Origin of the sequence: Methylobacterium sp. 275MFSha3.1 (genome assembly GCF_900108435.1) — a bacterium.
GTDB lineage: Bacteria > Pseudomonadota > Alphaproteobacteria > Rhizobiales > Beijerinckiaceae > Methylobacterium.
This window is the reverse complement of record NZ_FNWP01000018.1, coordinates 18,540-40,648: the sequence shown is the minus strand read 5'-3', so window position 1 is coordinate 40,648 and position 22,109 is coordinate 18,540. Positions and strand designations below refer to the sequence as shown.

At 73.2% G+C, this 22,109-nt stretch carries 24 protein-coding genes; 11 read left to right on the top strand and 13 right to left on the bottom strand.

The features are described from left to right. Positions 1-34 precede the first annotated feature (34 nt). Both BLW78_RS20650 and BLW78_RS20645 read left to right on the top strand, forming a co-directional pair. Positions 35-445 (top strand): dihydrofolate reductase, encoded by a 411-nt coding sequence (locus tag BLW78_RS20650; protein WP_012320823.1) that lies wholly within the window; start codon positions 35-37, stop codon positions 443-445. A 61-nt stretch (positions 446-506) separates the two neighbouring features. Beyond that, the gene (locus BLW78_RS20645) at positions 507-1,625 is read left to right on the top strand and encodes a carboxylate-amine ligase (RefSeq protein ID WP_091681788.1); all 1,119 of its coding nucleotides are present in this window, start codon (positions 507-509) and stop codon (positions 1,623-1,625) included. 123 nt (positions 1,626-1,748) lie between these two features. Here BLW78_RS20645 and der read toward each other — a convergent pair whose 3' ends face one another. From der to BLW78_RS20630, 3 genes are all read right to left on the bottom strand, one after another. Further along, positions 1,749-3,098, bottom strand: a complete 1,350-nt coding sequence (gene der / locus BLW78_RS20640; RefSeq protein ID WP_020093798.1) for a ribosome biogenesis GTPase Der — start codon at positions 3,096-3,098, stop codon at positions 1,749-1,751. A 31-nt stretch (positions 3,099-3,129) separates the two neighbouring features. Next, entirely contained in the window at positions 3,130-3,840 is a 711-nt protein-coding gene (locus tag BLW78_RS20635; protein ID WP_091681787.1) for a tetratricopeptide repeat protein, read from the bottom strand. Positions 3,841-3,968: 128 nt separating this feature from the next. Beyond that, a complete protein-coding gene (locus BLW78_RS20630; RefSeq protein ID WP_091681785.1) occupies positions 3,969-4,580 on the bottom strand; it encodes an NnrU family protein in 612 nt (203 codons plus the stop codon). 117 nt (positions 4,581-4,697) lie between these two features. Here BLW78_RS20630 and BLW78_RS20625 point away from each other — a divergent pair, with 117 nt between their 5' ends. Continuing rightward, complete coding sequence (locus BLW78_RS20625; RefSeq protein WP_244526998.1) at positions 4,698-5,957, top strand: hypothetical protein; 1,260 nt, start codon at positions 4,698-4,700, stop codon at positions 5,955-5,957. 77 nt (positions 5,958-6,034) lie between these two features. Here the strand turns inward: BLW78_RS20625 and BLW78_RS20620 are convergent, their stop codons facing one another. After that, on the bottom strand, positions 6,035-6,256 hold the full coding sequence (locus BLW78_RS20620; protein WP_020093794.1) for a hypothetical protein: 222 nt from the start codon (positions 6,254-6,256) through the stop codon (positions 6,035-6,037). A 137-nt stretch (positions 6,257-6,393) separates the two neighbouring features. On the opposite strand from BLW78_RS20620, the gene BLW78_RS20615 reads away from it, so the two are divergent. The 3 genes from BLW78_RS20615 to BLW78_RS20605 all read left to right on the top strand — a co-directional run bounded on the left by BLW78_RS20615 (position 6,394) and on the right by BLW78_RS20605 (position 7,836). Next, positions 6,394-6,684, top strand: a complete 291-nt coding sequence (locus BLW78_RS20615; RefSeq protein ID WP_170855206.1) for a hypothetical protein — start codon at positions 6,394-6,396, stop codon at positions 6,682-6,684. A 48-nt stretch (positions 6,685-6,732) separates the two neighbouring features. Beyond that, positions 6,733-6,993 carry a hypothetical protein gene (locus BLW78_RS20610; RefSeq protein ID WP_020093792.1) on the top strand — a complete coding sequence of 87 codons (261 nt, stop codon included), beginning with the start codon at positions 6,733-6,735 and terminating at the stop codon, positions 6,991-6,993. A 72-nt stretch (positions 6,994-7,065) separates the two neighbouring features. Further along, entirely contained in the window at positions 7,066-7,836 is a 771-nt protein-coding gene (locus BLW78_RS20605) for a lytic transglycosylase domain-containing protein (protein WP_091681783.1), read from the top strand. 6 nt (positions 7,837-7,842) lie between these two features. Here the strand turns inward: BLW78_RS20605 and BLW78_RS20600 are convergent, their stop codons facing one another. The 9 genes from BLW78_RS20600 to BLW78_RS20560 all read right to left on the bottom strand — a co-directional run bounded on the left by BLW78_RS20600 (position 7,843) and on the right by BLW78_RS20560 (position 16,503). Next, positions 7,843-8,511, bottom strand: a complete 669-nt coding sequence (locus BLW78_RS20600; protein ID WP_091681782.1) for an SOS response-associated peptidase — start codon at positions 8,509-8,511, stop codon at positions 7,843-7,845. A gap of 114 nt (positions 8,512-8,625) precedes the next feature. Continuing rightward, positions 8,626-9,801, bottom strand: a complete 1,176-nt coding sequence (locus BLW78_RS20595) for a zinc-dependent alcohol dehydrogenase (RefSeq protein ID WP_091681780.1) — start codon at positions 9,799-9,801, stop codon at positions 8,626-8,628. A gap of 185 nt (positions 9,802-9,986) precedes the next feature. Next, the gene (locus BLW78_RS20590) at positions 9,987-11,228 is read right to left on the bottom strand and encodes a cytochrome P450 (protein WP_091681778.1); all 1,242 of its coding nucleotides are present in this window, start codon (positions 11,226-11,228) and stop codon (positions 9,987-9,989) included. Beyond that, the gene (locus BLW78_RS20585) at positions 11,221-12,546 is read right to left on the bottom strand and encodes an NAD(P)/FAD-dependent oxidoreductase (protein WP_091681776.1); all 1,326 of its coding nucleotides are present in this window, start codon (positions 12,544-12,546) and stop codon (positions 11,221-11,223) included. Before BLW78_RS20585 ends, BLW78_RS20590 begins: the two co-directional genes overlap by 8 nt. Next, positions 12,543-12,779, bottom strand: coding sequence for a ferredoxin (locus tag BLW78_RS20580; protein WP_020093786.1), 237 nt, complete (start codon positions 12,777-12,779; stop codon positions 12,543-12,545). The genes BLW78_RS20585 and BLW78_RS20580 overlap by 4 nt, the downstream gene beginning before the upstream one ends. Beyond that, positions 12,779-14,095 carry a glycosyltransferase gene (locus BLW78_RS20575; protein ID WP_091681774.1) on the bottom strand — a complete coding sequence of 439 codons (1,317 nt, stop codon included), beginning with the start codon at positions 14,093-14,095 and terminating at the stop codon, positions 12,779-12,781. The genes BLW78_RS20580 and BLW78_RS20575 overlap by 1 nt, the downstream gene beginning before the upstream one ends. A 303-nt stretch (positions 14,096-14,398) precedes the next feature. Continuing rightward, positions 14,399-15,031, bottom strand: coding sequence for a TPM domain-containing protein (locus BLW78_RS20570; RefSeq protein WP_091681772.1), 633 nt, complete (start codon positions 15,029-15,031; stop codon positions 14,399-14,401). Then, positions 15,021-15,833 carry a TPM domain-containing protein gene (locus tag BLW78_RS20565; protein ID WP_091681771.1) on the bottom strand — a complete coding sequence of 271 codons (813 nt, stop codon included), beginning with the start codon at positions 15,831-15,833 and terminating at the stop codon, positions 15,021-15,023. Before BLW78_RS20565 ends, BLW78_RS20570 begins: the two co-directional genes overlap by 11 nt. A gap of 34 nt (positions 15,834-15,867) precedes the next feature. Then, a complete protein-coding gene (locus BLW78_RS20560) occupies positions 15,868-16,503 on the bottom strand; it encodes a LemA family protein (protein WP_020093782.1) in 636 nt (211 codons plus the stop codon). 218 nt (positions 16,504-16,721) lie between these two features. Here BLW78_RS20560 and BLW78_RS20555 point away from each other — a divergent pair, with 218 nt between their 5' ends. The 5 genes from BLW78_RS20555 to BLW78_RS20535 all read left to right on the top strand — a co-directional run bounded on the left by BLW78_RS20555 (position 16,722) and on the right by BLW78_RS20535 (position 21,927). Then, positions 16,722-17,096 (top strand): hypothetical protein, encoded by a 375-nt coding sequence (locus BLW78_RS20555; RefSeq protein ID WP_020093781.1) that lies wholly within the window; start codon positions 16,722-16,724, stop codon positions 17,094-17,096. A gap of 25 nt (positions 17,097-17,121) precedes the next feature. Next, positions 17,122-18,042, top strand: coding sequence for a LysR family transcriptional regulator (locus BLW78_RS20550; RefSeq protein WP_056523758.1), 921 nt, complete (start codon positions 17,122-17,124; stop codon positions 18,040-18,042). A 100-nt stretch (positions 18,043-18,142) separates the two neighbouring features. Beyond that, complete coding sequence (locus tag BLW78_RS20545; RefSeq protein WP_091681769.1) at positions 18,143-19,336, top strand: CaiB/BaiF CoA transferase family protein; 1,194 nt, start codon at positions 18,143-18,145, stop codon at positions 19,334-19,336. Beyond that, positions 19,333-20,259 carry a hydroxymethylglutaryl-CoA lyase gene (locus BLW78_RS20540; RefSeq protein WP_020093778.1) on the top strand — a complete coding sequence of 309 codons (927 nt, stop codon included), beginning with the start codon at positions 19,333-19,335 and terminating at the stop codon, positions 20,257-20,259. Before BLW78_RS20545 ends, BLW78_RS20540 begins: the two co-directional genes overlap by 4 nt. Positions 20,260-20,598: 339 nt before the next feature. Beyond that, on the top strand, positions 20,599-21,927 hold the full coding sequence (locus BLW78_RS20535) for an MFS transporter (protein ID WP_091681768.1): 1,329 nt from the start codon (positions 20,599-20,601) through the stop codon (positions 21,925-21,927). The last annotated feature ends 182 nt before the right edge of the window (positions 21,928-22,109 follow it).

The window sequence follows — 22,109 nt, the reverse complement described above, 5'->3', positions numbered from 1 at the left end:
GACGGGCCTGATCTTCCTCTCTGAGTTCATCACGATGATCGACGTCCGCTGCATCTGCGCGATCGGCCTGCGAGGCCAGCTCGGCCTCAACGGCCACCTGCCCTGGGAGGGCAACACCGACCCGCTCTTCGTGGAGGACGTCACGCGCTTCTTCGCGCTGACCATGGGCCACGTGCTGATCGCCGGGCCGAAGACCGTGGCCTCGGTGCCCGAATTCGCCTTCAAGGACCGCACCATCGACGTGATCCGCAGCCACGAGGATCCGGAGGCGGTGCTCAAGCGCTATCCCGGGCGGCGGATCTTCGTCGGCGGCGGGATCGCGGTGTGGAACGTCTACGCGCGGTACATCCAGAACTGGGACATCACGCGCCTGCCCTACGACGGCGAGGCCGACCGCTGGTTCGATCCCGCCTGGCTGGTCGGCGGGCCGCTGCGGACGCCCTGAGCGGCACCTTCGTCCCCGCCGGCGCGTTGGCGCGCACGCGTCGCGTTTTCCGGAGACCACGATGAGCGCCCCGAGCTACCGCTTCGGCATGGAGGAGGAGTACTTCCTGGCCGATGCCGAGACCCGCGGGACGCCGCGGGGCGACCTCGCCGCCTTCCACGCGCGGGTGAAGGCGGAGCTGCCCGAGACGGGGCGCGAGCTGGTGGCCGCGCAGGTCGAGGTCTGCACCCCGCCGCTCACCGACGCCGCGGCGGCCCGCGACAATCTCGGCGGCCAGCGGGCGCAGCTCGCCGGGATCGCCGCGGAGAACGGCCTCCGGCTGCTGGCCTGCGGCACCCATCCCCTGGCGCGCTGGTCGCGCCAGACCGCCACCGACGGGGCGCGCTACAAGGGCATCCTGTCGGATGTCGGCATCGCGGCGCGGCGGGCCCTGATCTGCGGCATGCACGTCCACGTCGAGGTGCCAAACCCCGAGGCCCGCGTCGACCTGATGAACCGGCTGCTGCCGTTCCAACCGCTGCTGCTCGCGCTGTCGGCCTCCTCGCCGTTCTGGCAGGGCGAGGCGACGGGCCTGCGGGCCTACCGGCTCAGCGTCTTCGGGGAATTGCCGCGCACCGGCCTGCCGGAACTGTTCGCCGACGCCGCCGCCCACGCGCGGTTCGTCGCCATCATGACCCGGTCGGGCGCCATCGCGGACGCGAGCTTCCTGTGGTGGTCGCTGCGGCCCTCCATCAAATTCCCGACCCTGGAGCTGCGCATCGCCGACGCCTGCACGCGCCTCGACGATTCGCTCTGCGTCGCCGCGCTGTTCCGCTGCCTCGTGCGCTTGTGCGCGCGCCGGCCGGACCTCCATGCCGGGCTCGACGGCGTCTCGCGGGCGCTGGCCTCGGAGAACCTCTGGCGCGCCCAGCACAGCGGCGTCGCCGCGTCCCTGATCGACGAGGCGCGCGGCGAGGCCGTGCCGTTCGCCGAGGCGCTGGAGGCGGTGCTCGCGCTGGTGGCGGAGGACGCGGACGCTCTCGGCTGCGCGGCGGACGTGGCCCGCGCGCGGGCGATCGTGGCCGAGGGGACCAGCGCGGACGGGCAGATCGCGGCCTACGAGGCCGCGCTCGCCGCGGATCAGGACGAGCGCGCCGCGCTGGCGGCCGCGGTGGACTGGATCGCCGACGCGGCGCGCTGAGCACTGCCGCATCCGCGCCGTCATCACGAGTGGAGCGACGTGACCCGGGGTGCCGCGACCTCGACCAGCGCGGCGCGACACTGGGTTGCTTCGCTCCGCTCGCAAGGACGACAGGAGCTCGGATCAGCCCTTGTCGAACGGGTTCTGCGAGGTGCGCAGGGACAGGCGGATCGGCGTGCCCGGTAGGTCGAACGCCTCGCGCAGGCCGTTCACGAGGTAGCGCGTGTAGGATTTCGGCAGGGCGTTGAGCTGGTTGCCGAACAGCGCGAAGTGCGGTGGCCGGCTCTTCACCTGGGTAGCGTAGCGGATCTTGATCCGCCGGCCCGACACCGCCGGCGGCGGGTTGCGGGAGGTGGCCTCGTTCAGCCAGTCATTGATGCGCGAGGTCGAGACGCGCCGGTCCCAGACCTCGGCGGCCTGCACCACCGCCTGCATCAGCTTGTCGACGCCGTCGCCGGCGAGACCCGAGAGCGGCACGACACCGACGCCGCGCACCTGCGGCAGCAGCCGGGTGCAATCCTCGCGGAGCTGCTTGAGCAGGCCCGGCTGGTCGGCGACCAGATCCCACTTGTTGAGGCCGATCACCAGGGCGCGGCCCTCGCTCTCGACGAGGTCGACGATGGTGAGGTCCTGCTTCTCGAACGGGATCGTCGCGTCGAGGAGCACCACCACCACCTCGGCGAAGCGCACCGCGCGCAGGCCGTCCGAGACCGCGAGCTTCTCCAGCTTGTCGTCGATCCGGGCGCGGCGGCGCATCCCGGCGGTGTCGTGCAGCTTGATCCGCCGCCCGCGCCACTCCCAGTCCAGGGAGATCGAGTCGCGGGTGATGCCGGCCTCGGGGCCGACGAGCAGCCGGTCCTCACCGAGCATGTTGTTGATCAGGGTCGACTTGCCGGCATTCGGGCGGCCCACGATCGCGACCTTCAGGGCGCGGCCGCCGGGGGCGTCGTCGTCGGCCTCCTCGTCCTCGTCGCGCTGGGGCAGGGCGCCCTTGAGCGCCTCGTGCAGCTCGCCCAGGCCCTCGCCGTGCTCGGCGGAGAACGGGATCGGGTCGCCGAGCCCGAGGGTGAAGGCCTCGTAGGCGCCGGCGAGGCCGGCGCCGCCCTCGGCCTTGTTGGCGATCAGGATCACCGGGCAGCCGGCGCGGCGCACCAGCTCGGCGAAGGGCTGGTCGGCCGGAAGCACGCCGGCGCGGGCGTCGATCACGAACAGGACCACGTCGGCGGCGAGGATCGCCGCCTCGGTCTGCATCCGCATCCGGCCCGTGAGGGTCTTCTCGTCGGCCTCTTCCAGGCCGGCGGTGTCGATCACCCGGAACTGGAGGCCGCCGAACGCGACGTCGCCCTCGCGCCGGTCGCGGGTCACGCCCGGGCGGTCGTCGACCAGCGCGAGCTTCTTGCCCACGAGGCGGTTGAACAGGGTCGACTTGCCGACGTTCGGCCTCCCGACGATCGCGACGGTCGGCATATCCATGGTGGTTCTCGAAACAGTCCGGACGATGAAATCAGCGCGTGATCGGCGGCGGCGGGGCGGCGGGCTCGGGCTTGGCCGCGGTCACCGTCACGGGGCCGCCCGCGACGATCGCCGCGTAGACCTCGATCCGCTCGCGCAGGTTCCGCGGCGTGTCGGGATCGGCCACAATCTGGTCGAACCAGCGGCTGGCATCCTCGTAATCGCCCTTCTTCAGGGCGGCGAGGCCCAGCATCTCGCGGGCCGTGTGGCGGAACGGCGTCCCGGCGGCGAGGCCCTGGAGATTGGCGAGTGCCGGATCCGGGTTCGCCCCGTCGAGGCGCAGCAGCGCGGCGCGCAGGCGCGCGAGGTCGCGCAGGCCATCGCCGAGTCCGGTATCGTCGGCGAGCTTGTCGAACTCCGCGGCCCCGGCCGCCGGGTCGCGCTTGCCGATCTCGGCCGCCGCCCGGAACCGGGCGAGCAGGCGGTAGCCCGCCGGGCCCTGCGCCTCGAGGGCGTCGAAGGCCTTGTCGGCCTCCGCGACCTTGCCGTCCTTGGCGAGGCGGTTGGCGTCGTCGAACTGCACCGAGGCGACCTCGGCCGCCGCGCGCTGCTGGGCCTGCCAGTAGCGCCAGCCCGCGACGCCCGCCACCAGCAGCACGGCGAGCGCGATGATCACGCCGCTGTAGCGCTTCCAGATCTGGAGGATCCGGTCGCGGCGGTAATCCTCGTCGACCTCGCGGAGGAACTCGTTGTTCTCGGCCATTCTATCCCGGCCCGCATGATCTCAGCGGGCCACCTCGTCGCGTTCGGGCCCCGCGCCTAACACACGGGCGCCGGGTTGGCGACAGGCCATGTCTCGGGGCCGCCTCGTGTGTCGTCTCGGGGGCCGGCTCAGGCCGGGGTGCCCGGCCAGACCGGCACGCCGATCACCGGGTAGTGCAGGTAGCGGGCGAAGACGAACCACGCGGCCGTGCCGATCACCAGGGCCAGGACGTCGTTGCGCCAGCCCAGCGGGGCCGCCGCCGGACCGCCGTGCTGGGCCGCGACCGCCCCCGGGGCGAGGCCCCGGCGCTTGGCGCTGATCCGGGCGGTCACCGCCCAGGCAAGGAAGCCGCCGAACAGCAGCATCGAGCCGAGATCGCCGTTGGCGAGGAGGTGCGCCGTCGCCCAGATCTTCACGGCGAGCAGCATCGGGTGCTTGGCCTTGGCGCGGATATGGCCCGGCAGGTAGGCGGCCGCGAGGCACACGAAGGCGGCCCAGACCAGCGTCAGGGCGAGGTGGCGCGTCCAGACGGGCGGGTCCCAGACCGGGATGTAGCCGGCGAGCCGGTAATTGTGGAAGCCGATCCCGATCAGCACGAGCCCGAGCAGCGACAGGGCGGTGTAGCCGAGCTTGTAGCGGCCCTCGCCGATCCGGCCGACGATCGCGGCGCGGCGGGTGCGGGCCATCGAGAAGGCGTGCGTGCCGAGGAACAGCACCAGCCCGAGGATCAGGAGAACCATGGATGACTTTCGGTCGGGCCGCGCGCGTCCGGTCGGCGGCAAGCACTCTGTAATGGTTCTCAAGCGAATCTCCGCCTGTTTGTCCAGGCGCGGCCGGGACGCAGCCGGGTGGCGATCATGGGTTGGGCGAACGGGATCGCCGGACGGACGCGCGCCGCGCGCCCAACCGGCTCCGGGACGGCGGCGCGCCGGATCCTGCCGACGCTTTCCCTGGCGCTCCCCCTGGCGCTATCCCTGGCGCTCCTCCCGCGCGTTGCCGCGGCCGCGCCCGAGCCGCCGCTCTCGGCGCTGACGCTGGTCGGGCCGCCCGCGCTCGTCTTCAAGGCGGGGCGCGACGCCTGCGACGGCGCCGACGTGCCCGACGCGCCGGCGCGCGCCTTCCGGGACGCGTCGGGCGCGGTGGCGCTCTACGGGATGCATTACCGCAACCGGGCGCTGCGCGGTCCCGACCTCGAGCATCTCAAGATCGACTGCGCGGTGGGGCTCGATTCGGGCGAGAAGCCCGATCCGGCCGCCTACGACGACCGCTCCTGGATCACCGCCACCTGGACCGAGGACGGGAGCCGCGTGGCCGCGCTCCTCCACCACGAGTACCAGGCCAACGAGCATCCCGGCCGCTGCCCGGCGGCCAGCTACATGGCCTGCTGGTACAACACGATCACGGCCGCCGCCTCGACGGATGGCGGCCGCAGCTTCAAGCGCCAGAGCCCGCCTGTCGTGGTCGCCGGGGCGCCGTTCCGGCAGGAGATCGACCAGGGCCGCCACCGCGGCTTCTTCAACCCGTCGAACATCGTCGCGGACGGGACGTGGCGGTACTTCCTCGCCTCGACCACCGGCTGGACCCGGCCCGGCAGCGATCAGGAGGCCGGGGTCTGCCTGTTCCGCAGCGACGACCCGGCCGACCCGGCCCGCTGGCGGGCCTGGACCGGCACCGGCTTCACTGCCACCTTCCCGGACCCCTACCGCGCCGCCCGCCCGAACACGGCGACCTGCCGGCCGGTCGGGCCGTTCCCGGGCCCGGTCGGCGCCGTCGTCCGGCACCGCGGCACGGGCGCCTGGATCGCCGTGTTCATGGCCAAGGCGGGGGAGGGCTTTCCCCGGTCGGGCTTCTACTGGACCACCTCCCGCGACCTGATCGCCTGGGACAGCCCGCGCCTGCTGCTCGAGGGCGCGACCCTCTACGACGACCCGTGCGCGGCGACGGCGCCGCTCCTCGCCTACCCTTCGCTGCTCGACCCGGACGCGCGCGGCCGCAACTTCGACGACGTCGGCGACCGGGCGCTGCTGACCTACGCGAGCCTGCGCACGGACGGCTGCACGATCACCTCCGACCGCGACCTGCTGCGCCGCCCGGTGGCGATCCGCGTCTGGCCCTGATCCCGCTCGACCGGCGCGGCCCCACCGCGCGACACCGTCCCGAGCCTCGGGCGCATCCCGTCATACCGGACGCGGCTCTACGGAGCGGGCCGGCCGAGCGCCACCGTGTAGGACGGGCCGGCCGCGACGGAGCGCCCCGGAAGGCCGATCCGCTGGCAGAGCACGGTGCCGAGGGTGACGCTCAGCATCAGCACGGTCGCGGAGAGCAGGAGCGTGGTCGCCCGGGCATAGGCGCGACCGGCATGGATCAGCAGGCAGCCGAACGCGAAGATCGCGACGGCCTGGAACAGGTGCTGCACGGGCGACGTCCTCTCTGGCGGCGGACGCGCGGTCCGGGCCGGCCGGGATCGAGCGCCATCGTCTCCGAGCGGCGTGAAAACGCGGTTAACGTCGGGTATAGCTGGCTCCGCAATCGCCCGCTCGGAGAGGAATCCGCATGTCGCGTTCGAGGGTTCCGGAGGCGCAGAGCCGCCCCGACGGGACGGGGGTGATCCCGTCCCACGACACGGCGATCCTGGGATCGGGCGCCGTCGGCGCGGGGGCAATCGGGGCGTCGGCCCTGGGCGCGCTGGCCCTCGGGGCCGCGGCCCTCGGCGTCGTGGCGGTCGGCGCCTTCGCGATCGGCCGCCTCTCGGTGGGCCGCGCCCGGGTCGGCACCCTGGAGGTCGGTTCGCTGGAGATCGACACGCTCACGGTGCGGTCGGTGCGGATGCCGGACCGCGGCTGAGCCGCGGCGCCGGGGACCGGCGCCGGGAGGAATGCGAGGAGGGGAGCGATGACCGATCGGAAACCGCCCTTCCGGCCCGCGGACGCGGTCGACGCCCTCGGCGAGGTCGAGGGCGATTTCGTCCTGCCGCTCTGCCTGCCCGGATCCAACCTGCTGATCGGCGAGGACCTCGCCATGCTGGTCCTCGACACGATCCACGGGCAGCGGGTCGGCCTGCCGCTGAGCCAGCAGGGCGCGGCCGACCTCCACGCGGTCCTGGGCGAGGCCCTGCGGCTGCTGCAGGCGCGGGACCGCGGCCCCATCCAGTAGGGCGCGCGCCGGCGAAAGGCTTCGTTGAGGCGGCCGGGATAGACAGGTCCCGGTTCCTCTCCGTGGCGGTCGATGCGCGCTCCGTTGCTTCTCCTGCTGCTGACCTGCGCCGCCCCCGCGCAGGCCCGGCCCGCCACCTTCCTGGCGGTGCACGCCGTCGGCATGGCCGCCCTGCCGCTGGTCCCGCCCGCGCCTGCGGCCGTGCCCGCGCCCGCACCGGTCGCCGCCGACGCCCGCGCCCGCTACCTGCCGCTCATCGCCCGCGAGGCCGCCGGCACCGGCCTGCCCCTCGCGGTGGCCGACGCCGTCGCGCGGATCGAGAGCGGCTACGACCCCACCGTGGTCGGCAGCGTCGGCGAGGTCGGTCTGATGCAGGTCCGCCCGACCACCGCGGCGATGCTCGGCTTCCGCGGCACCGTCGCCGAGCTGGCGTCGCCGGAGATCAACGTCCGCTACGGCGTCCGCTACCTCGCCGAGGCGTGGCGCCGGGCCGACGGGGACCTCTGCCGCGCCCTGATGAAGTACCGGGCCGGTCACGGTTCGGAGGCGATGTCGCCGCTGTCGCAGCTCTACTGCGCCCGCGCCCAGGCGATCCTCGGCAACCCGGAGGCGCGTGTCGTCCGGGCGAGCGCCCGCGTGGCCGCGCCGGACCGCCTCGCCGCGCGGCCGGCGGGCCCCGTCCACCGGACCCGCGTCGCCGCCGTCCCGGCGAAGCCGATGTCGTTCTGGGAGGCGCACCGGGCGCGCATCGCCCGGCTCAACGCCGCCGTGGTGTCGCGCTGGCGGGCCCGCGGCTGGTCGGCCGCGCCCGACGGGCCCTCCGGCGAGCCGGCCGGCGGCTAGCGCCCCTCACACCTCGGCTTCGGCCTCCGGCCCGTCCGAGCGCGCGCCGCGGGCGACCTCGCGCATCGCTGTGTCCGGGAGCGGCCGCTGGAGCCGGAGCGCCTCCGCGGTCGGCGCCTCCAGCCACGTCGCCCATTCCTCCGGCTTCGTGAGCAGGACCGGCATGGCCTTGGGATGGACCGGCCCGACGACGCCGTTCGCCTCGGTGGTCAGGAAGGCGAAGAGCCGGTGCTCCGCGGCGACGCGGTCGGGGTTCTCGCGCTTCGTGCCGCGCACGCCGGTCCAGGGCCGCCAGATCCCCGCGAAGGCGAAGAGCGGCCGGTCCTCGTCCAGGGCGAACCAGACGGGCGTCTTGCGCGGCTTGGTGTCGGCGTACTCGCTGAAGGCGGTGACCGGCACGAGGCAGCGGTGGGCGACGCCGAGCCAGGGCCGCCAGTGCGGGCTCGCGGCGTTGCGCACGTTGGTGATCGGGTGCTCGCCGAACGCCTTCGGGCCGGGCATGCCCCAGCGCATCATCGCGAGGTCGCGGCCGGTCGCGCCGTTCAGGACCACAGGCGCCAGCTGGTCGGGAAAGATAGCCGGCAACAGCGGGAGGTTTCCGGTGCGATCCTCCGCGATCTCGAAGGCCCGGCGCAGGTCCGCCGGGCCGGTTCGCAGGCTGTAGAGATTGCACATGGACACCCCGCGTGGTCGGTGAGCGCGTTGCCGGCTCTACACGCTTTCGGGACGCCGCGCCCAGCCCGGCGGAGAGGGGCGTCCCGGCCGATCGCCGACCGGGACGCCGCCGCCTCAGTTCAGGTGGAACACCACCTTCACGCAGCCGTCCTTCTTGTCGCGGAAGGTCTTGTAGAGGTCCGGGCCCTCCGCGAGATCCTGCGAGCGGTGGGTGATCAGGGAGGTCATGTCGATCTTGCCCTCTTGGATCAGCTTGGTCAGCGGCTCGAGGTAGCGCTTCACGTGGGTCTGGCCGCTCTTGAGGGTCAGGCCCTTCTGGACGATCGAGCCCATGTTGACCGGAATCGGGCCGCCGTAGACGCCCGGCACCGAGACGATCCCGCAGGGGCGGACCGCCTTGATGGCCTCGGCCAGCGCGTAGGGGCGCTCGGTGGCGGTGAGCTTCTCCTGCACCGTCGACAGCATGCCGGTGAGGCCGCCGTGGCCGGCGCTCGCCTCCATGCCGACGCAGTCAATCACGCCGTCGGCGCCCTGGCCCTTGGTGATCTCCTTGATCCGCTCGAACACGTCCTCGTTCATGAAGTCGATGACGTCGGTGGCGCCGGCCTTCTTGGCCAGGGCGATCCGCTCGGGCACGGTCTCGATGGCGATGATCCGCCCGGCCCCCATGATCTTCGCGGACTGGATCGCGAAGATGCCGACCGGGCCGGTGCCCCAGACCGCGATCGTCTCGCCGCCCCGGATCTCGCAGTGCTCGGCGCCCTGCCAACCGGTGGGCAGGATGTCGGTGAGGAACAGGACGGATTCGTCGTCCATGCCGTCCGGCACCTTCATGGGGGCGACGTCCGCCATGGGCACGCGCACGTACTCGGCCTGGCCACCCGCGTAGCCGCCGGTGAGGTGCGAGTAGCCGAACAGGCCGGCCGTCGTGTAGCCGAACTGCGCGGCCGCCATCTCGGCGTTGCGGTTCGACCGCTCGCAGACCGAGAAGTTGCCGAGCTTGCACTGCCGGCATGCACCGCAATTGATGTTGAAGGGCACGACGATCCGGTCGCCCTTCTTGAACTTGGTGAAGCCCTGTCCGACCTCGACGACCTCGCCCATGAATTCGTGGCCGAGGACGTCGCCGCTCTTCATGGTCGGCATCAGGCCGTCCATCAGGTGCAGGTCCGAGCCGCAGATCGCGCAGCTCGTCACCTTGATGATGACGTCGCGGGAATCCTCGATGACCGGATCCGGGACCGTGTCGCAGCGGATGTCGTTGCGGCCGTGCCAGCACAATGCCTTCATGGCGTCGTCTCTCCGGAAGCTCTCGGGATTGCGGCCGTCTCGGCCGCTCTCCCGTAAAGCCCGCTTCGGCACGGCCAAGTTCCGGCGTCGCCGTCCGGGCGACCGCGGACGAAGGGGTTTACGAATGTTTCACGTGAAACAGCCCCGTTCACCGTCGCTTTACGACTCGCGCGGCTCCGCTCGGATCAGGCGATCCCGTCGATGCCGATGCCGAGCTGCTCGGGCCCCCGGAGCGACGCGCCCGGCCGGTAGGGCGGCGGATCGACCGCGAGCCGCGGGGCGACGAGGCGGCGGCTCAGCGCCACCAGGGCGATCTCGGCCTCGAGCCGCGCCAGGGGCGCGCCGACGCAGTAGTGCAGGCCCCCGCCGAAGCCGAAATGCTCGATGTCGCCCCGGTCGGGATCGAAGCGGTCGGGATCCGCGAACCGGTCGGGATCGCGGTTCGCGGCGGCGAACATCAGGATGACGGGGGCCCCCTTCGGGATCATCTCGCCGGCCACCGCGATCGCGCCGAGAGCCTTGCGGGTCCGGAAGTGCACCGGCGGCTCGTAGCGCAGAACCTCCTCGATCAGCCGCGGCGCGCGCTCCGGATCGGCCCGGAGCCGCTCCAGCTCTTCGGGGTGCCGGAGCAGGGTCAGCATGGCGTTGGTGATGAGGTTCACGGTGGTCTCGTGACCGGCGACCAGCAGCAGGACCGCCGTCGACAGGAGGTCGAAGTCGCTCATCTGCTTCCGGCCGTCCGGACCGGGGGCGGCGAGGCCGCTCAGCATGTCGTCGGCCGGGCGCCGCCGCTTCTCGCGGATGAGGTCGCGCATGTAGGCGGCGATCTCGTCGAAGGCGCCGACGATCTGGCGCCGGGTCGTGTCGTCGTGGCGCGCGTCCGGCTCGACGGCCGTGGCGAGCTGCGTCGCCCAGGCCTGGAACCGCGGCTCGTCCTCGCGCGGCACGCCGAGCAGCTCGCAGATCACCGTCACCGGCAGCGGGTAGGAGAGGTCGCTCACGAGACAGACCTCCCGCCGGTCCCGGCAGGCGTCGATCAGGCCGTCCACCTCCCGGGCGATCCGCGGCCGCAGCGCCTGAACCCGCGCGATCGAGAATTCCCGCATCACCAGGCTGCGCAGCCGGTCGTGGTCCGGCGGATCGCGGAAGATGAACGGGCGGTGCGTGGCGCTGATGCGGTTCTTGATCGGGTTGAGGATCAGGTCCTTGAGCGGATTGCCGGTGCGGGGCCGCCGGGGCGGCGGCAGATCCTCGGAGCTGAGCCGCGGGTCGAACAGCAGGCTGCGGATCGCCGCGTGCGTGGAGACGACGTAGCTGCCGTCGCGCTGGCGGGAGACCGGCTGCTGCCGCATCCGTCGATAGAGCGGGTACGGGTCGGCCCGGTTGGCCGGATCCATCACCGCGGCGAACAGCGCGTCGTCAGACATGGACGGTCTCGGCGGAAGGCCGCGCCGGGGCGGCTCGGTGCGGCGGCGGGAAGCCCGGTGCCGCCATCTCGACGCGCGGCCGGTCGGTGGCGTCGGTGATCGGCGGGAACGGGTCGCCGGCCGTGATCGCCTCCGCGTAGGCCGGCAGCCAGCGGGCCTGATCGAACGAGACGGCCGCGATGCTGCGCCCGGCGCGGCCGTAGACGGCGAGGAAGCGCCGGGAGGCCCGCGAACCCTGCACCACCGCCACGGAATCGGCGCCGTCGGGGAGACCGACCAGCTTGATGTTGATCCCGAACTGGCTCGACCAGAAGGCCGGCAGGTGGCCGTAGGGGCGCTGGTCGCCGGGGCCGGCCAGCATGTTGCGCGCGGCGTGGGCGGCCTGCTCGACGGCGTTGCCCCAGTGCTCCACGGCGATCAGGCGATTGCCGTAGAGCGGGATCGGCCATCGGGCGACGTCGCCCGCGGCGTAGATGTCCGGGCAGGGCACCCCGTCGGCGTCGAGGACCCGGCAGGCGGCGTCGCAGGTCACGCCGCCGGCATCCGCGCGCAGGCCCGCGCCCCGCAGCCAGCCCGTCGCCCGGGTCGCCCCAAGGGCGGCGATGACGAGGTTGGTCTCGACGGTGCTGCCGTCCGCCAGCCGGGCCCGGGCGACGTGCCCCGCCGCGTCGCCCTCGAACGCCCGCACCATCGTGCCGGGGCGGAACGTGGCGCCGGATTCGCGCAAACGCTCGGCGATCACGCCGCCGACGAAGGTCCCGAGACCCCGGGCCAGGGGCGCGGCGTTCGGGTCGACCAGGGTCACGGGCAGGCCGAGGTCGCGCAGGCAGGAGGCCGCCTCGCAACCGATCAGGCCGCCGCCGACAATGAGCACCTGCCGCGGGCGCGCCAGCAGGGCGTCCCGCAGGGCGGCCGCGTCGTTGCGCCCGCGCAGGGTGAAGATGCCGGCGAGCCCGCCGCCGGTCTCGGCCGGCCAGGGCCGGGCCTCGGCGCCGGTGGCGATGAGCAGGGCCTCGTAGGCCAGCTCCGACCCGTCGGCGAGCCGGAGCGTGCGGGCTGCCCGGTCGAGGGCGACGGCCGGGCTCCCGAGACGCCAGCGGGCGCGCAGATCCGCCAGTTCCGGCAGCCGGGTCGCGTCGGCGGCGAGTTCCCCGGCAAGCACGTGCTTCGACAGGGGCGGCCGGTCGTAGGGCCGGTACGGCTCGGCGCCGACCAGCGTGAGCGGGCCGTCGTACCCGCCCCGCCGCAGCGTCTCGGCGCCGCGCAGGCCGGCGAGGGAGGCGCCGACCACGACGATGCCGGCGGGTTCGGCAGTCACGGCGCGTCTCCGTCGTCCGGGCCGGCCTGGAGGCTGATGGCGCGGACCGGGCAGGCCTGCACGGCCCGCTCGATGGCGCCGCGGCGGTCGGCCGGCGGCGCGGGATCGTAGAACAGGATCTCGTGGCCGCGGATCGCGAAGGCGTCCGGCGCGGCGTAGCAGCACTGGGCGTAGCCCTGGCAGCGGTTGAGATCCACGACGACCCGGAGCGCCGCGGTGTCGGAGGCCGGCATCACGCCGACCTCGCCAGCCGGCGCGCGGTCCCGGCATCGGTCCCGGCGCGCGCGAGATCGTCCAGAGCCGTCAGGATCGACGCCATGGCGTCCCGGGCCGCGAAGGCGTCCCGCAGCGCCCCGGCGCGCGCCCGGAAGTCGGGCTCGCCGAGCACCCGCGCCACCGCGGCGCCGACCGCCTCCGGGGCCGGCGCGTTGGTCCCGAGGTTGATCCCGACGCCGGACCAGCCGATGCGCGCGTTCACCTCCGCCTTGTCCTCGGTCAGGCCGGCCGACACGATCGGCACGCCGGCGGCGAGCGCCTGCGAGACGCTGCCGTAGCCGCCGTTGGTCACCAGCACGCTCACCCGCGGCAACAATTCGCGGAACGGCAGGAAGCACGACACCCGGGCGTTGGCCGGGACCGGAACCTTCAGCGCGTCCACCGGGCGGCCGCCGGTGGTGGCCAGGACCAGCAGATCGTCCCGGTCGGCCAGGGCGGTCAGTGTCGGCTCGACCAGCTCGCCGAAATCCGCGTTGGCCAGCGTGCCCTGGGTGACCAGCACGACGGGCCGGCCCGCCGCGTTCGCCGCCTCCAGATCGGGCCACCAGTCCGGGAGCGGCGCGGGCGGCGTCGGCGGATCGAGCAGGCCGATGAAGCGCAGGCCGGGCGGCAGGGTGCCGTACTCGTACTCGAAGCCCGGCACCGTCGGCTGCAGGAACAGGTCCGGCAGGACCACGATCGAGTGGGGCAGGGACGCCGGCAGGGGCGGCAGGCCGAGCGCGGCGAGCTTCGCGTCCGTGTAGGCCCGCACCGGGTTGACGAAGGCCGCGTCCATGTCGGCCTTCAGGGTCGCGTAGCGGACGAGATCGTCCCGGTCGCGGGCCGGCGGCAGGCCGAGGCCCACGGGCGCGTGGTCGGGCCGGTCGAGGAACAGGATGCTGACGTTGACGGTCACGATCGGCGGCCGCGGCGCGCTGTCGAGGAGCAGCGGGAGCGCGCCCAGGAACATGCTGCCGGCCAGGATCACGTCGGGCGCCTCGGCCGCGATCAGCGCCCGCAGGGCGGCGGCCTGGACCGGCATCGGATCCACGAACCGGCGCTCGAACTCGCGGCGGTAGCGCTCCGGGCCGGCCGGCAGCTCGGTCTCGCGGTACTCGGCCGCGTGGTTGTCCGCGTAGGGCGTGAAGCGCAGGCCCGCCGCCTCGACCTTCGGCCGGAAGGCCGGGTCGGTGAGCACGAGGACGTCGTCCCCCCGGGCCGCCACCGTCCGACCGATGGCGAGGAGCGGGTTCACGTGGCCGGTGAGCGGCGTCGCGGCGATCAGGATCTTCATCACGGCCTCCTCGAGCGCCGCCGGTCGGGCCGGCGTCGCTCCTGCTCGGGTGCCGGCGCCTTCACGCGCGGGTGCCCCGTGGCCCCCGGCGCGCCGGACTCACAGGGGAAATCGCGGCCGGTCCAGCGCAGTTACACAACCCCAAGGTGCTTGGTGCGGCGCCGCACCATGGCATCCGGTTGAAGTCCGACGCAATATCGGAGTGTCACAGGCCACAGCGATCGTGCGGCCTGCCGGATTTGGGCGCGTCCACCGTTCGAATGACGCGTCACCGGCGCCCGACCGCGACGGCCGGCGGCGCCGTCAGTCGACCACGACGACCCGGTTCGGCAGCTCGTCGGGATCGCCCGGGCCCGCGGGGAGATGCTCCGCCAGGCAGGCCCCGACGCGCGCGACCGCCGCCGTCAGGCCGTCCTCGATGGCGCCGCGCCCGAGCGCCGGTATCAGCTCGGCGAGGATCCCGTCCCAGGCGGAGGGCGGGATCTCCCGCAGGACGCCGAGATCGGTGACGATCTCGGCGTGCCGCTCGGCGAGCGACAGGTAGAGCAGGATGCCGGTGCGCCGGCGCGTCAGGCTCAGGCCGCGCGACCAGAAGGCTCGCCGGGCCGCCTCCCGGGCGCGGGCGCGGCGCAGGCGGCGCGGCACCAGGGCCATGCGCAGCCGCTCGTTCTGGCTCGCCGCGAGGATCGCCGCCACGAGGGCCGCCTGCGCCAGCAGGATCGACGCGGCGCTCCAGGCGGTCAGGGCGATCAGCGGCCAGGGCAGGACCAGCGCCGTGACGAGGGCGGTGAGCAGCACGATCGAGCGGTAGGCGCCGGCGCGCCGGCTCACCATCACGACGATCTCGCCGGAGGTCCCGGCCTCCGCGCGCCCGACCGCCTGAGCGAGCCGCTCCTGCGCTTCCGGAGTCAGGACAGCCGCGCGTCTACCAGTCACCGGAGGCCCCTCCGCCGCCCGACGAGCCGCCGCCGCCGGAAAATCCACCGTCGAAACCGCCCGAGGAGCCGCCCGACCCGCCGTCCGAGAAGCCGCCGCCCCACCCGCCCGAGCCGGGGCCCGGCAGGATGACGAGGCCGCCGGACCTCGACCGGCCGCCGCGGCTCATGCGCCACGCGACGAACACCACGATCAGGAGCAGGACGACGAAGACCGCCACCTGGGCGGGGTCGACCTCGTCGGACCGCACCTGCGGCTTGCGCTGCCAGTCCTGCGCGTCGCCGGCCAGGATCGACAGGATGCCGTCGACGCCGGCGTCGAGGCCGCCGAAATAGTCGCCGGTCTTGAAGCGCGGCGTGATGGCGCCGGCGATGATCACCTTGGACAGGGCGTCGGTCAGCGCCCCCTCCAGGCCGTAGCCGACCTCGATCCGGACCTTCCGCTCGCTCGGGGCCACCAGCAGCAGGACGCCGTTGTTGGTCTTGGCTTGCCCGAGCTTCCAGTCCCGGAACAGGCGGTTGGCGTAGTCCTCGACGGTCGTGCCCTGCAGGTTCGGCACCGTGGCGACGACCACCTGGTCCGAGGTCTTGTCCTCGTGCGCCTTCAGCTTGGCCTCGAGGGTGCCGCGCTGCTCCGGCGTCAGGATGCCGGCCGCGTCGACCACGCGGCCGGTCAGCGTCGGGAAGGTCAGCTCCGCCGCCAGCGCCCCGAGCGCGAAGACCGTCAGGCACGCCGCCAGGACGGCGAGCGACAGGGCGAGCCGCACCCGGTCGGGCAGGATCCCGCCCCGGGTCCGGGTCATGGTCGGTCCTACGCGCCGCCCCACGCGCCGCATCCTAGAACTTCACGTTCGGCGGCCGGTCGGCGTTCGGCGTCGCCGTGAAGGTCTCCATCGGCTTGGCGTCGGGGTACAGCACGGCCGCGATCCAGCGGCCCGGGATCGTGCGCACCTCGGTGTTGTAGGCCTGGACCGCCGTGATGTAGTCGCGCCGCGCCACCGCGATGCGGTTCTCGGTGCCCTCCAGCTGGGATTGCAGGGCGAGGAAGTTCTGGTTCGACTTGAGGTCGGGATACCGCTCCACCGTCACCAAGAGGCGTCCGAGTGCGCCCGAGAGCTGGTTCTGGGCGTCTTGGTACTCCTTGAACTTCTGCGGATCGCTGACCGTGGAGGCGTCGACCTTCACGCTGGACGCCTTGGCGCGCGCCTCGGTGACGCCGATCAGCACGTCCTTCTCCTGCTGGGCGTAGCCCTTCACGGTCTCGACGAGGTTGGGGATCAGGTCGGCCCGCCGCTGGTACTGGTTCTGCACCTCGCTCCACGCGGATTTGGCCTGCTCCTGCAGCGTCGGCACCCGGTTGACCGCCCCGCAGCCGGAGAGACCCGCGGCCACCAGGATCACCGAGAGCACGCCGAGGAGGCGCGCCGCGGGCGATGTCCGGCGCACCGCGCCGGCCGTCAGCGTCGTTCCCATATCGTCCCCCATCTGCCGGCCGAGACTCGGCCGCTTGATCACGAGCCCCAGAGATAAGGGCCGGAACCGCCAAGGTAAGGCCCTCGCCCGACGGGTCTTGAAGGTTTGTGGCGCGGCCCGCTAAGGGCGTCGGCAACGGACCGGGCCGGCGCACGTTCGGACCCTCGAGCCGATGGTCCGGCCGAGGACCGATCGGCGCGGCGCCGCGGAGGCCGGGAATGGATGCAGCACTCGCCGACGATGTCAGGGCCGCCAGCGCCGACGCGCGGCGCCACGCCCGGGCGTACCGGGCGCCGTCCGGCAAGGACGCGCTGCCCTGGTCGGTCATCGCGACGTTCGACGCCCGGGTCCGGGGCCACCTCGCCCGCGATCCGCGGATCGAGGACGAGCGCGACCGCGTCCTGATCGCCGCCGTGAAGCTCGCAGAGACGCCGGTCGAGGAGGGGGACGAGAGCGTCGCCGCGGCGCGCGCCCACCTCGTCGACGCGATCGACTACCTCGAGCAGGCTGTGCTGCGCTTCGGCCTCGTCAACCGGGAGGGGGCCAAGGCCGGTCTCGGCACCTACGGCCAGCCGGTCGGATCCCGCGACTGACGGCGCGCCCGGACCGAGCCGCCGGATGTCCGCCGACCTGCCCGCGGCCGCGACCCTGAGCCGCCTCGACCTGAAGACGCTCCGGCTGTTCGCGGCCATCTGCGCGGAGGGGACCCTGAACGGCGCGGCCCGCCGGGCGGCGATCGCGCCCTCGGCGGTGAGCAAGCGCCTCGCCGAGCTGGAGCACGCGCTGGGCTGCACGCTGCTCACCCGCGAGCCGCGCGGCATGCGGCTCACCCCGGCGGGCGAGACCCTGCTGCACCACACCCGGCGGATGCTGGCGAGCGCCGAGCAGATCGCCCTGGAACTCGCCGAGCACGCCCGGGGCGTGCGCGGCTTCGTGCGGGTGCTCGCCAACCTCTCGGCCATCGTGGAGTTCCTGCCCGAGGACCTGCAGGCGTTCCTGGCGGCGCAGGACGGGATCCGGGTCGACCTGGAGGAGCGGCCGAGCGGCGGCGTCGTCGCCGGCGTCGAGGAGGGCTTCGCCGATCTCGGCCTCTGCGCGGACAACACCGACACCCGCAGCCTCACCGCCTACCCGTACCGGAGCGACCGCCTCGTCCTGGTGATGCCGGCCGGACATCCCCTGAGCGGCCGCGGCGCCGTCGCGCTGGCCGACACCCTCGACTACGACCATGTCGGGCTGCACGCGGAGAGCTCGATCTACGCCGCCCTGCGCGACGAGGCCCGGCGCCTCGGCCGGCCGCTGCGGCTGCGGATGCACGTCCCGAGCTTCGACGCGATCTGCCGCATGGCGCAGGTCGGGCTCGGCCTCGGGACCGTGCCGGAGCGCGTCTACGCCCTGCTCGGCCCCCCGATGCGGCTCGCCGCGGTGCCGCTCACCGATCCCTGGGCCGTGCGCACGCTGCGCCTCGTGGTCCGCCCGGGCGCCCTGTCGCCGGCGGCCGCCCTCCTGCTGGAGCATCTCCGGGCCGCCGGTCGCTGAGCGTGCGTTCTCCTGCGGCGAACGCACGGTGGTGCATGGCGTTTGGACTTGGCCACCGGAAGAGCCCTATCTCCGGGGCAACAAACGATGGAGGAAAGCCGTGTCCGGTCCGCTCAGCGGTATCCGCGTTCTCGAGCTCGGTCAGCTGATCGCCGCGCCCTTCGCGACGCGGCTGATGGCCGAGTTCGGCGCCGAGGTCATCAAGGTCGAGCCCCCGGGTGAGGGCGATCCCCTCCGGAAGTGGCGCAAGATGCACGAGGGCACCTCGCTCTGGTGGTACCTGCAGTCGCGCAACAAGAAGTCGATCGCCGTCAATCTGAAGGCGCCCGAGGGGCTCGACATCGTCAAGCAGCTCGCCGCGAGCGCCGACGTGGTGGTCGAGAACTTCCGGCCCGGCGGCCTGGAGAAGCTCGGCCTCGGCTGGGACGTGCTCTCCGCACTCAACCCGAACCTCGTGATGGTCCGGATCTCGGGCTACGGCCAGACCGGCCCGTACCGCGACCGGCCCGGCTTCGGCGCCATCGGCGAGTCGATGGGCGGCATCCGCTTCACCACCGGCAGCCCGGAGGCCCCGCCGGCCCGGGTCGGCGTCAGCATCGGCGACACCCTTGCCTCGCTCCACGGCGTCATCGGCGCGCTGATGGCCCTGCTGCGGGTCAAGACCGGGCAGGGCGCGGGCCAGGTCATCGACGTCTCGCTCGTCGAGAGCGTGTTCAACGTCATGGAGAGCCTCGTCCCGGAATACGACCTGCTGGGCGAGGTCCGCACCCGCACCGGCGGCGCCCTGCCGGGCATCACCCCGTCGAACACCTACCCGACGCGGGACGGCGGCTACGTGGTCATCGCCGGCAACAGCGACCCGATCTTCCGCCGCCTGATGACGGCGATCGGCCGGCCCGACCTCGCGGACGACCCGGCGCTGCGCAACAACGAGGGCCGCTCCAGGCAATCCGCCATGCTGGACGGCACCATCGCCGACTGGTCGAAGACGCAGACGGTCGAGGAGGCGCTCGCCGCCCTCGACGCCGCCGACGTGCCGGCCGGCCGCATCTACTCGGTGGCCGACATCGTGGCCGACCCGCATTATCAGGCGCGCGACATGATCCTGCAGGCGGAGCTGCCCGGCGGGACCGCGGTGAAGATGCCCGGCATCGTCCCGAAGCTCTCCGACACGCCCGGCGAGGTCCGCTGGCAGGGGCCGGCCCTCGGCGCCCACACCGATTCCGTGCTCGCCGAGCTCGGTCTCGACCCGGCGCGCATCGCCGCGCTGCGCGAGAAGGGAGCCGTGGCATGAGCGGCGACGCGCTGATCGTCCAGGAGGTCGCGACCCGCGACGGCTTCCAGATCGAGCCGGTCTTCGTGCCGACGGCGGAGAAGATCCGCCTGATCGACGCCCTGGCGGCGGCCGGCTTCAGCCGGATCGAGGTCTCGTCCTTCGTCTCGCCGAAGGCGGTGCCGGCGCTCGCCGACGCGGCCGAGGTCTTCTCCGGGATCCGGCGCCGGTCCGGGACCGTCTACGTCGCCCTGGTGCCGAACCCGAAGGGCGCCGAGCGGGCGCTCGCCGCCAGGGTCGACGAGATCAACCTCGTCGCCTCGGTGAGTGAGACCCACAACCGCGCCAACATGGGCATGAGCCCGGCCGACTCGATCGCCGGCTTCGCGCGGATCATGGATTCGGTGCGCGGCGCCCCGCTCAGCACCAACGCCACGGTGGCGACCGCCTTCGGCTGCCCGTTTGAGGGCGACCAGCCGGCCGACAGGGTCGTCGCGCAGGTGGAGCGCTACCTGTCGCTGGGCGTCGACGGGGTGACGCTGGCCGACACGACCGGCATGGCCAATCCCCGGCAGGTGAGCCGCCTCGTCGCGCGGGTCCTGCCCCTGGTCGGTCCCGGGCGCCTGACGCTCCACTTCCACAACACGCGCGGCCTCGGCCTCGCCAACGTGCTGGCGGCCTACGACGCGGGCGCCCGCCGCTTCGACGCCGCGCTCGGCGGCCTGGGCGGCTGCCCGTTCGCGCCGGGTGCCACCGGCAACATCTGCACCGAGGATCTCGTCAGCATGGCCCACGAGATGGGCCTGCCGACGGGCCTCGACCTCCCGGCGCTGATCGGCCTGTCGCGGGACCTGCCGCGCCTCGTCGGCCACGACGTGCCCGGCCAGGTCGCCAAGGCCGGACGGCCCTGCGACCTGCATCCGGCCCCCGCCCGGGCGGCCTGAGCCGGAGACGGGGAGGGGCGGGCTCACAATAGCCCGCCCCACGCGTCGGACGCGACGCGCTCCCTCTCCCGTTCGGGAGAGGGTTGGGGTGAGGGATGAGAACTCTCCGGATGCGGCACACCGTCGACGCGCCGGCAGGACGCTTCTCATCCGGACAGACCTGATCCCTCACCCTGTCCCTCTCCCGCACGGGAGAGGGTACCCGCGCCTCGTCCGGCGAAGGCGGCGTCGCCGTCGTGTGCCGTGAGCTGCGCCCGAACCTGACTTCGCGGGAAGCCGCCCGCCCGAAGGCGGCACCGCCCACGACACGTCCCTCAAGAACACACCACGGAGGAAACCATGACCGCAGCCCTGTCCGGGTCGCCGGCCGCCGCCGAGGCCGGCGCGGTGACGGAGACCGGCGTCGTCCGCAAGGTCGCGTGGCGGCTCATGCCGCTGATCATGATCTGCTACATGTTCGCGTTCTTCGACCGCATCAACATCAGCTTCGCCAAGTTCCAGCTCCAGAGCGACCTCGGCTTCAGCAACGTCGCCTACGGGCTCGGCGCGAGCATGTTCGTCGTCGGCTACGTGATCTTCGAGGTGCCCTCGAACCTGTTCCTCTACCGGGTCGGGGCGCGGCGCTGGATCGCCCGGATCATGATCTCCTGGGGCATCGCCACCGCGCTGATGATCTTCATCCGCAGCGAGTGGCACTTCTACGCCCTGCGCTTCCTGATCGGCGCCATGGAGGCGGGCTTCGCGCCGGGTATCCTCTATTACCTGACCATCTGGTTCCCGGCCTCGCATCGCGGCCGCATCACCTCGTTCATGTTCGTGGCCTCGGCCTTCTCGGGGATCTTCGGGGCGCCGGTGGCGGGCCTGATCCTCGGCGGCCTCAACGGCGTCGGCGGCCTCGCCGGCTGGCAATGGCTGTTCCTGGCCGGCGGCCTGCCCTGCCTCGTGCTCGGAATGCTCGTGCTGACGCGCCTCGACGACCGGATCGCCGATGCCCGCTGGCTGTCCGAGCCCGAGAAGGCGCTCCTGTCGAGCCGGATCGCACACCACAACCGGGACATCGGCGACCACTCGCTGATCGGGGCGATCAGGCAACCCGGCTTCCTGATGATCGCGCTGATCTACTTCCTGCTCCAGATCGGCTCGTACGGCCTGAACTTCTGGGGGCCGGACCTGATCAAGACCGCGAGCGGCGGGCAGGCGGCCTCGGTGGGCTTCCTGACGGCGATCCCCTACATCTGCGGGGCGATCAGCATGGTGGTGATCGGGCGCCTGTCCGACGCCTCGGGCGAGCGGCCGAAATTCGTCGCGGGCCTCGCCATCGCGGCCGCGCTCGGCTTCTTCGGCGCCGGCCTGTTCGACAAGCACATCGTGCCGCTGATGTTCGCCCTGGCGCTGTTGGGGGCCGGCATCGTCGCCTCGATCCCGACCTTCTGGACCCTGCCGGCCAAGCTCGTCACCGGCGTCGGCGCGGCGGGCGGGATCGCGCTGATCAACACGCTCGGGCAGTTCGGCGGCATCGTCAGCCCGGTGATGGTCGGCTGGGTGAAGGATCTCACCGGCTCGACGACGCCCGCGCTCTACGGGATCGGCGTGCTCTGCCTCGTCGCCGCCGGTCTCGCGCTCTTCGCCATGCCGGCGAGCCTGCGCCGGAGCGACCGCGCGGCGTGACATGGACCGCCGCCCCGGCGCGGCCGGGGCGGCGGGTCGCGGCTGGCCCCGGAGCGGGGCGAGACGGGCGTGGCCGCACGCCGCGCGGGCGGGATCGGTCAGGCGCGCGACCGCCGCGACCGAGCGGTCCTGGATCGGCGCCGGGGCCCCCCGAGGTTGCGCGCCGCCGGGATCGACCGATG

Coding starts and splice junctions, on each gene's coding strand:
- BLW78_RS20650 (WP_012320823.1), top strand. CDS start 35: ATGATCGACGTCCGCTGCATCTGCGCGATCGGCCTGCGAGGCCAGCTC.
- BLW78_RS20645 (WP_091681788.1), top strand. CDS start 507: ATGAGCGCCCCGAGCTACCGCTTCGGCATGGAGGAGGAGTACTTCCTG.
- der (WP_020093798.1), bottom strand. CDS start 3,098: ATGGATATGCCGACCGTCGCGATCGTCGGGAGGCCGAACGTCGGCAAG.
- BLW78_RS20635 (WP_091681787.1), bottom strand. CDS start 3,840: ATGGCCGAGAACAACGAGTTCCTCCGCGAGGTCGACGAGGATTACCGC.
- BLW78_RS20630 (WP_091681785.1), bottom strand. CDS start 4,580: ATGGTTCTCCTGATCCTCGGGCTGGTGCTGTTCCTCGGCACGCACGCC.
- BLW78_RS20625 (WP_244526998.1), top strand. CDS start 4,698: ATGGGTTGGGCGAACGGGATCGCCGGACGGACGCGCGCCGCGCGCCCA.
- BLW78_RS20615 (WP_170855206.1), top strand. CDS start 6,394: ATGTCGCGTTCGAGGGTTCCGGAGGCGCAGAGCCGCCCCGACGGGACG.
- BLW78_RS20610 (WP_020093792.1), top strand. CDS start 6,733: ATGACCGATCGGAAACCGCCCTTCCGGCCCGCGGACGCGGTCGACGCC.
- BLW78_RS20605 (WP_091681783.1), top strand. CDS start 7,066: ATGCGCGCTCCGTTGCTTCTCCTGCTGCTGACCTGCGCCGCCCCCGCG.
- BLW78_RS20600 (WP_091681782.1), bottom strand. CDS start 8,511: ATGTGCAATCTCTACAGCCTGCGAACCGGCCCGGCGGACCTGCGCCGG.
- BLW78_RS20595 (WP_091681780.1), bottom strand. CDS start 9,801: ATGAAGGCATTGTGCTGGCACGGCCGCAACGACATCCGCTGCGACACG.
- BLW78_RS20590 (WP_091681778.1), bottom strand. CDS start 11,228: ATGTCTGACGACGCGCTGTTCGCCGCGGTGATGGATCCGGCCAACCGG.
- BLW78_RS20580 (WP_020093786.1), bottom strand. CDS start 12,779: ATGCCGGCCTCCGACACCGCGGCGCTCCGGGTCGTCGTGGATCTCAAC.
- BLW78_RS20575 (WP_091681774.1), bottom strand. CDS start 14,095: ATGAAGATCCTGATCGCCGCGACGCCGCTCACCGGCCACGTGAACCCG.
- BLW78_RS20565 (WP_091681771.1), bottom strand. CDS start 15,833: ATGACCCGGACCCGGGGCGGGATCCTGCCCGACCGGGTGCGGCTCGCC.
- BLW78_RS20560 (WP_020093782.1), bottom strand. CDS start 16,503: ATGGGAACGACGCTGACGGCCGGCGCGGTGCGCCGGACATCGCCCGCG.
- BLW78_RS20555 (WP_020093781.1), top strand. CDS start 16,722: ATGGATGCAGCACTCGCCGACGATGTCAGGGCCGCCAGCGCCGACGCG.
- BLW78_RS20550 (WP_056523758.1), top strand. CDS start 17,122: ATGTCCGCCGACCTGCCCGCGGCCGCGACCCTGAGCCGCCTCGACCTG.
- BLW78_RS20540 (WP_020093778.1), top strand. CDS start 19,333: ATGAGCGGCGACGCGCTGATCGTCCAGGAGGTCGCGACCCGCGACGGC.
- BLW78_RS20535 (WP_091681768.1), top strand. CDS start 20,599: ATGACCGCAGCCCTGTCCGGGTCGCCGGCCGCCGCCGAGGCCGGCGCG.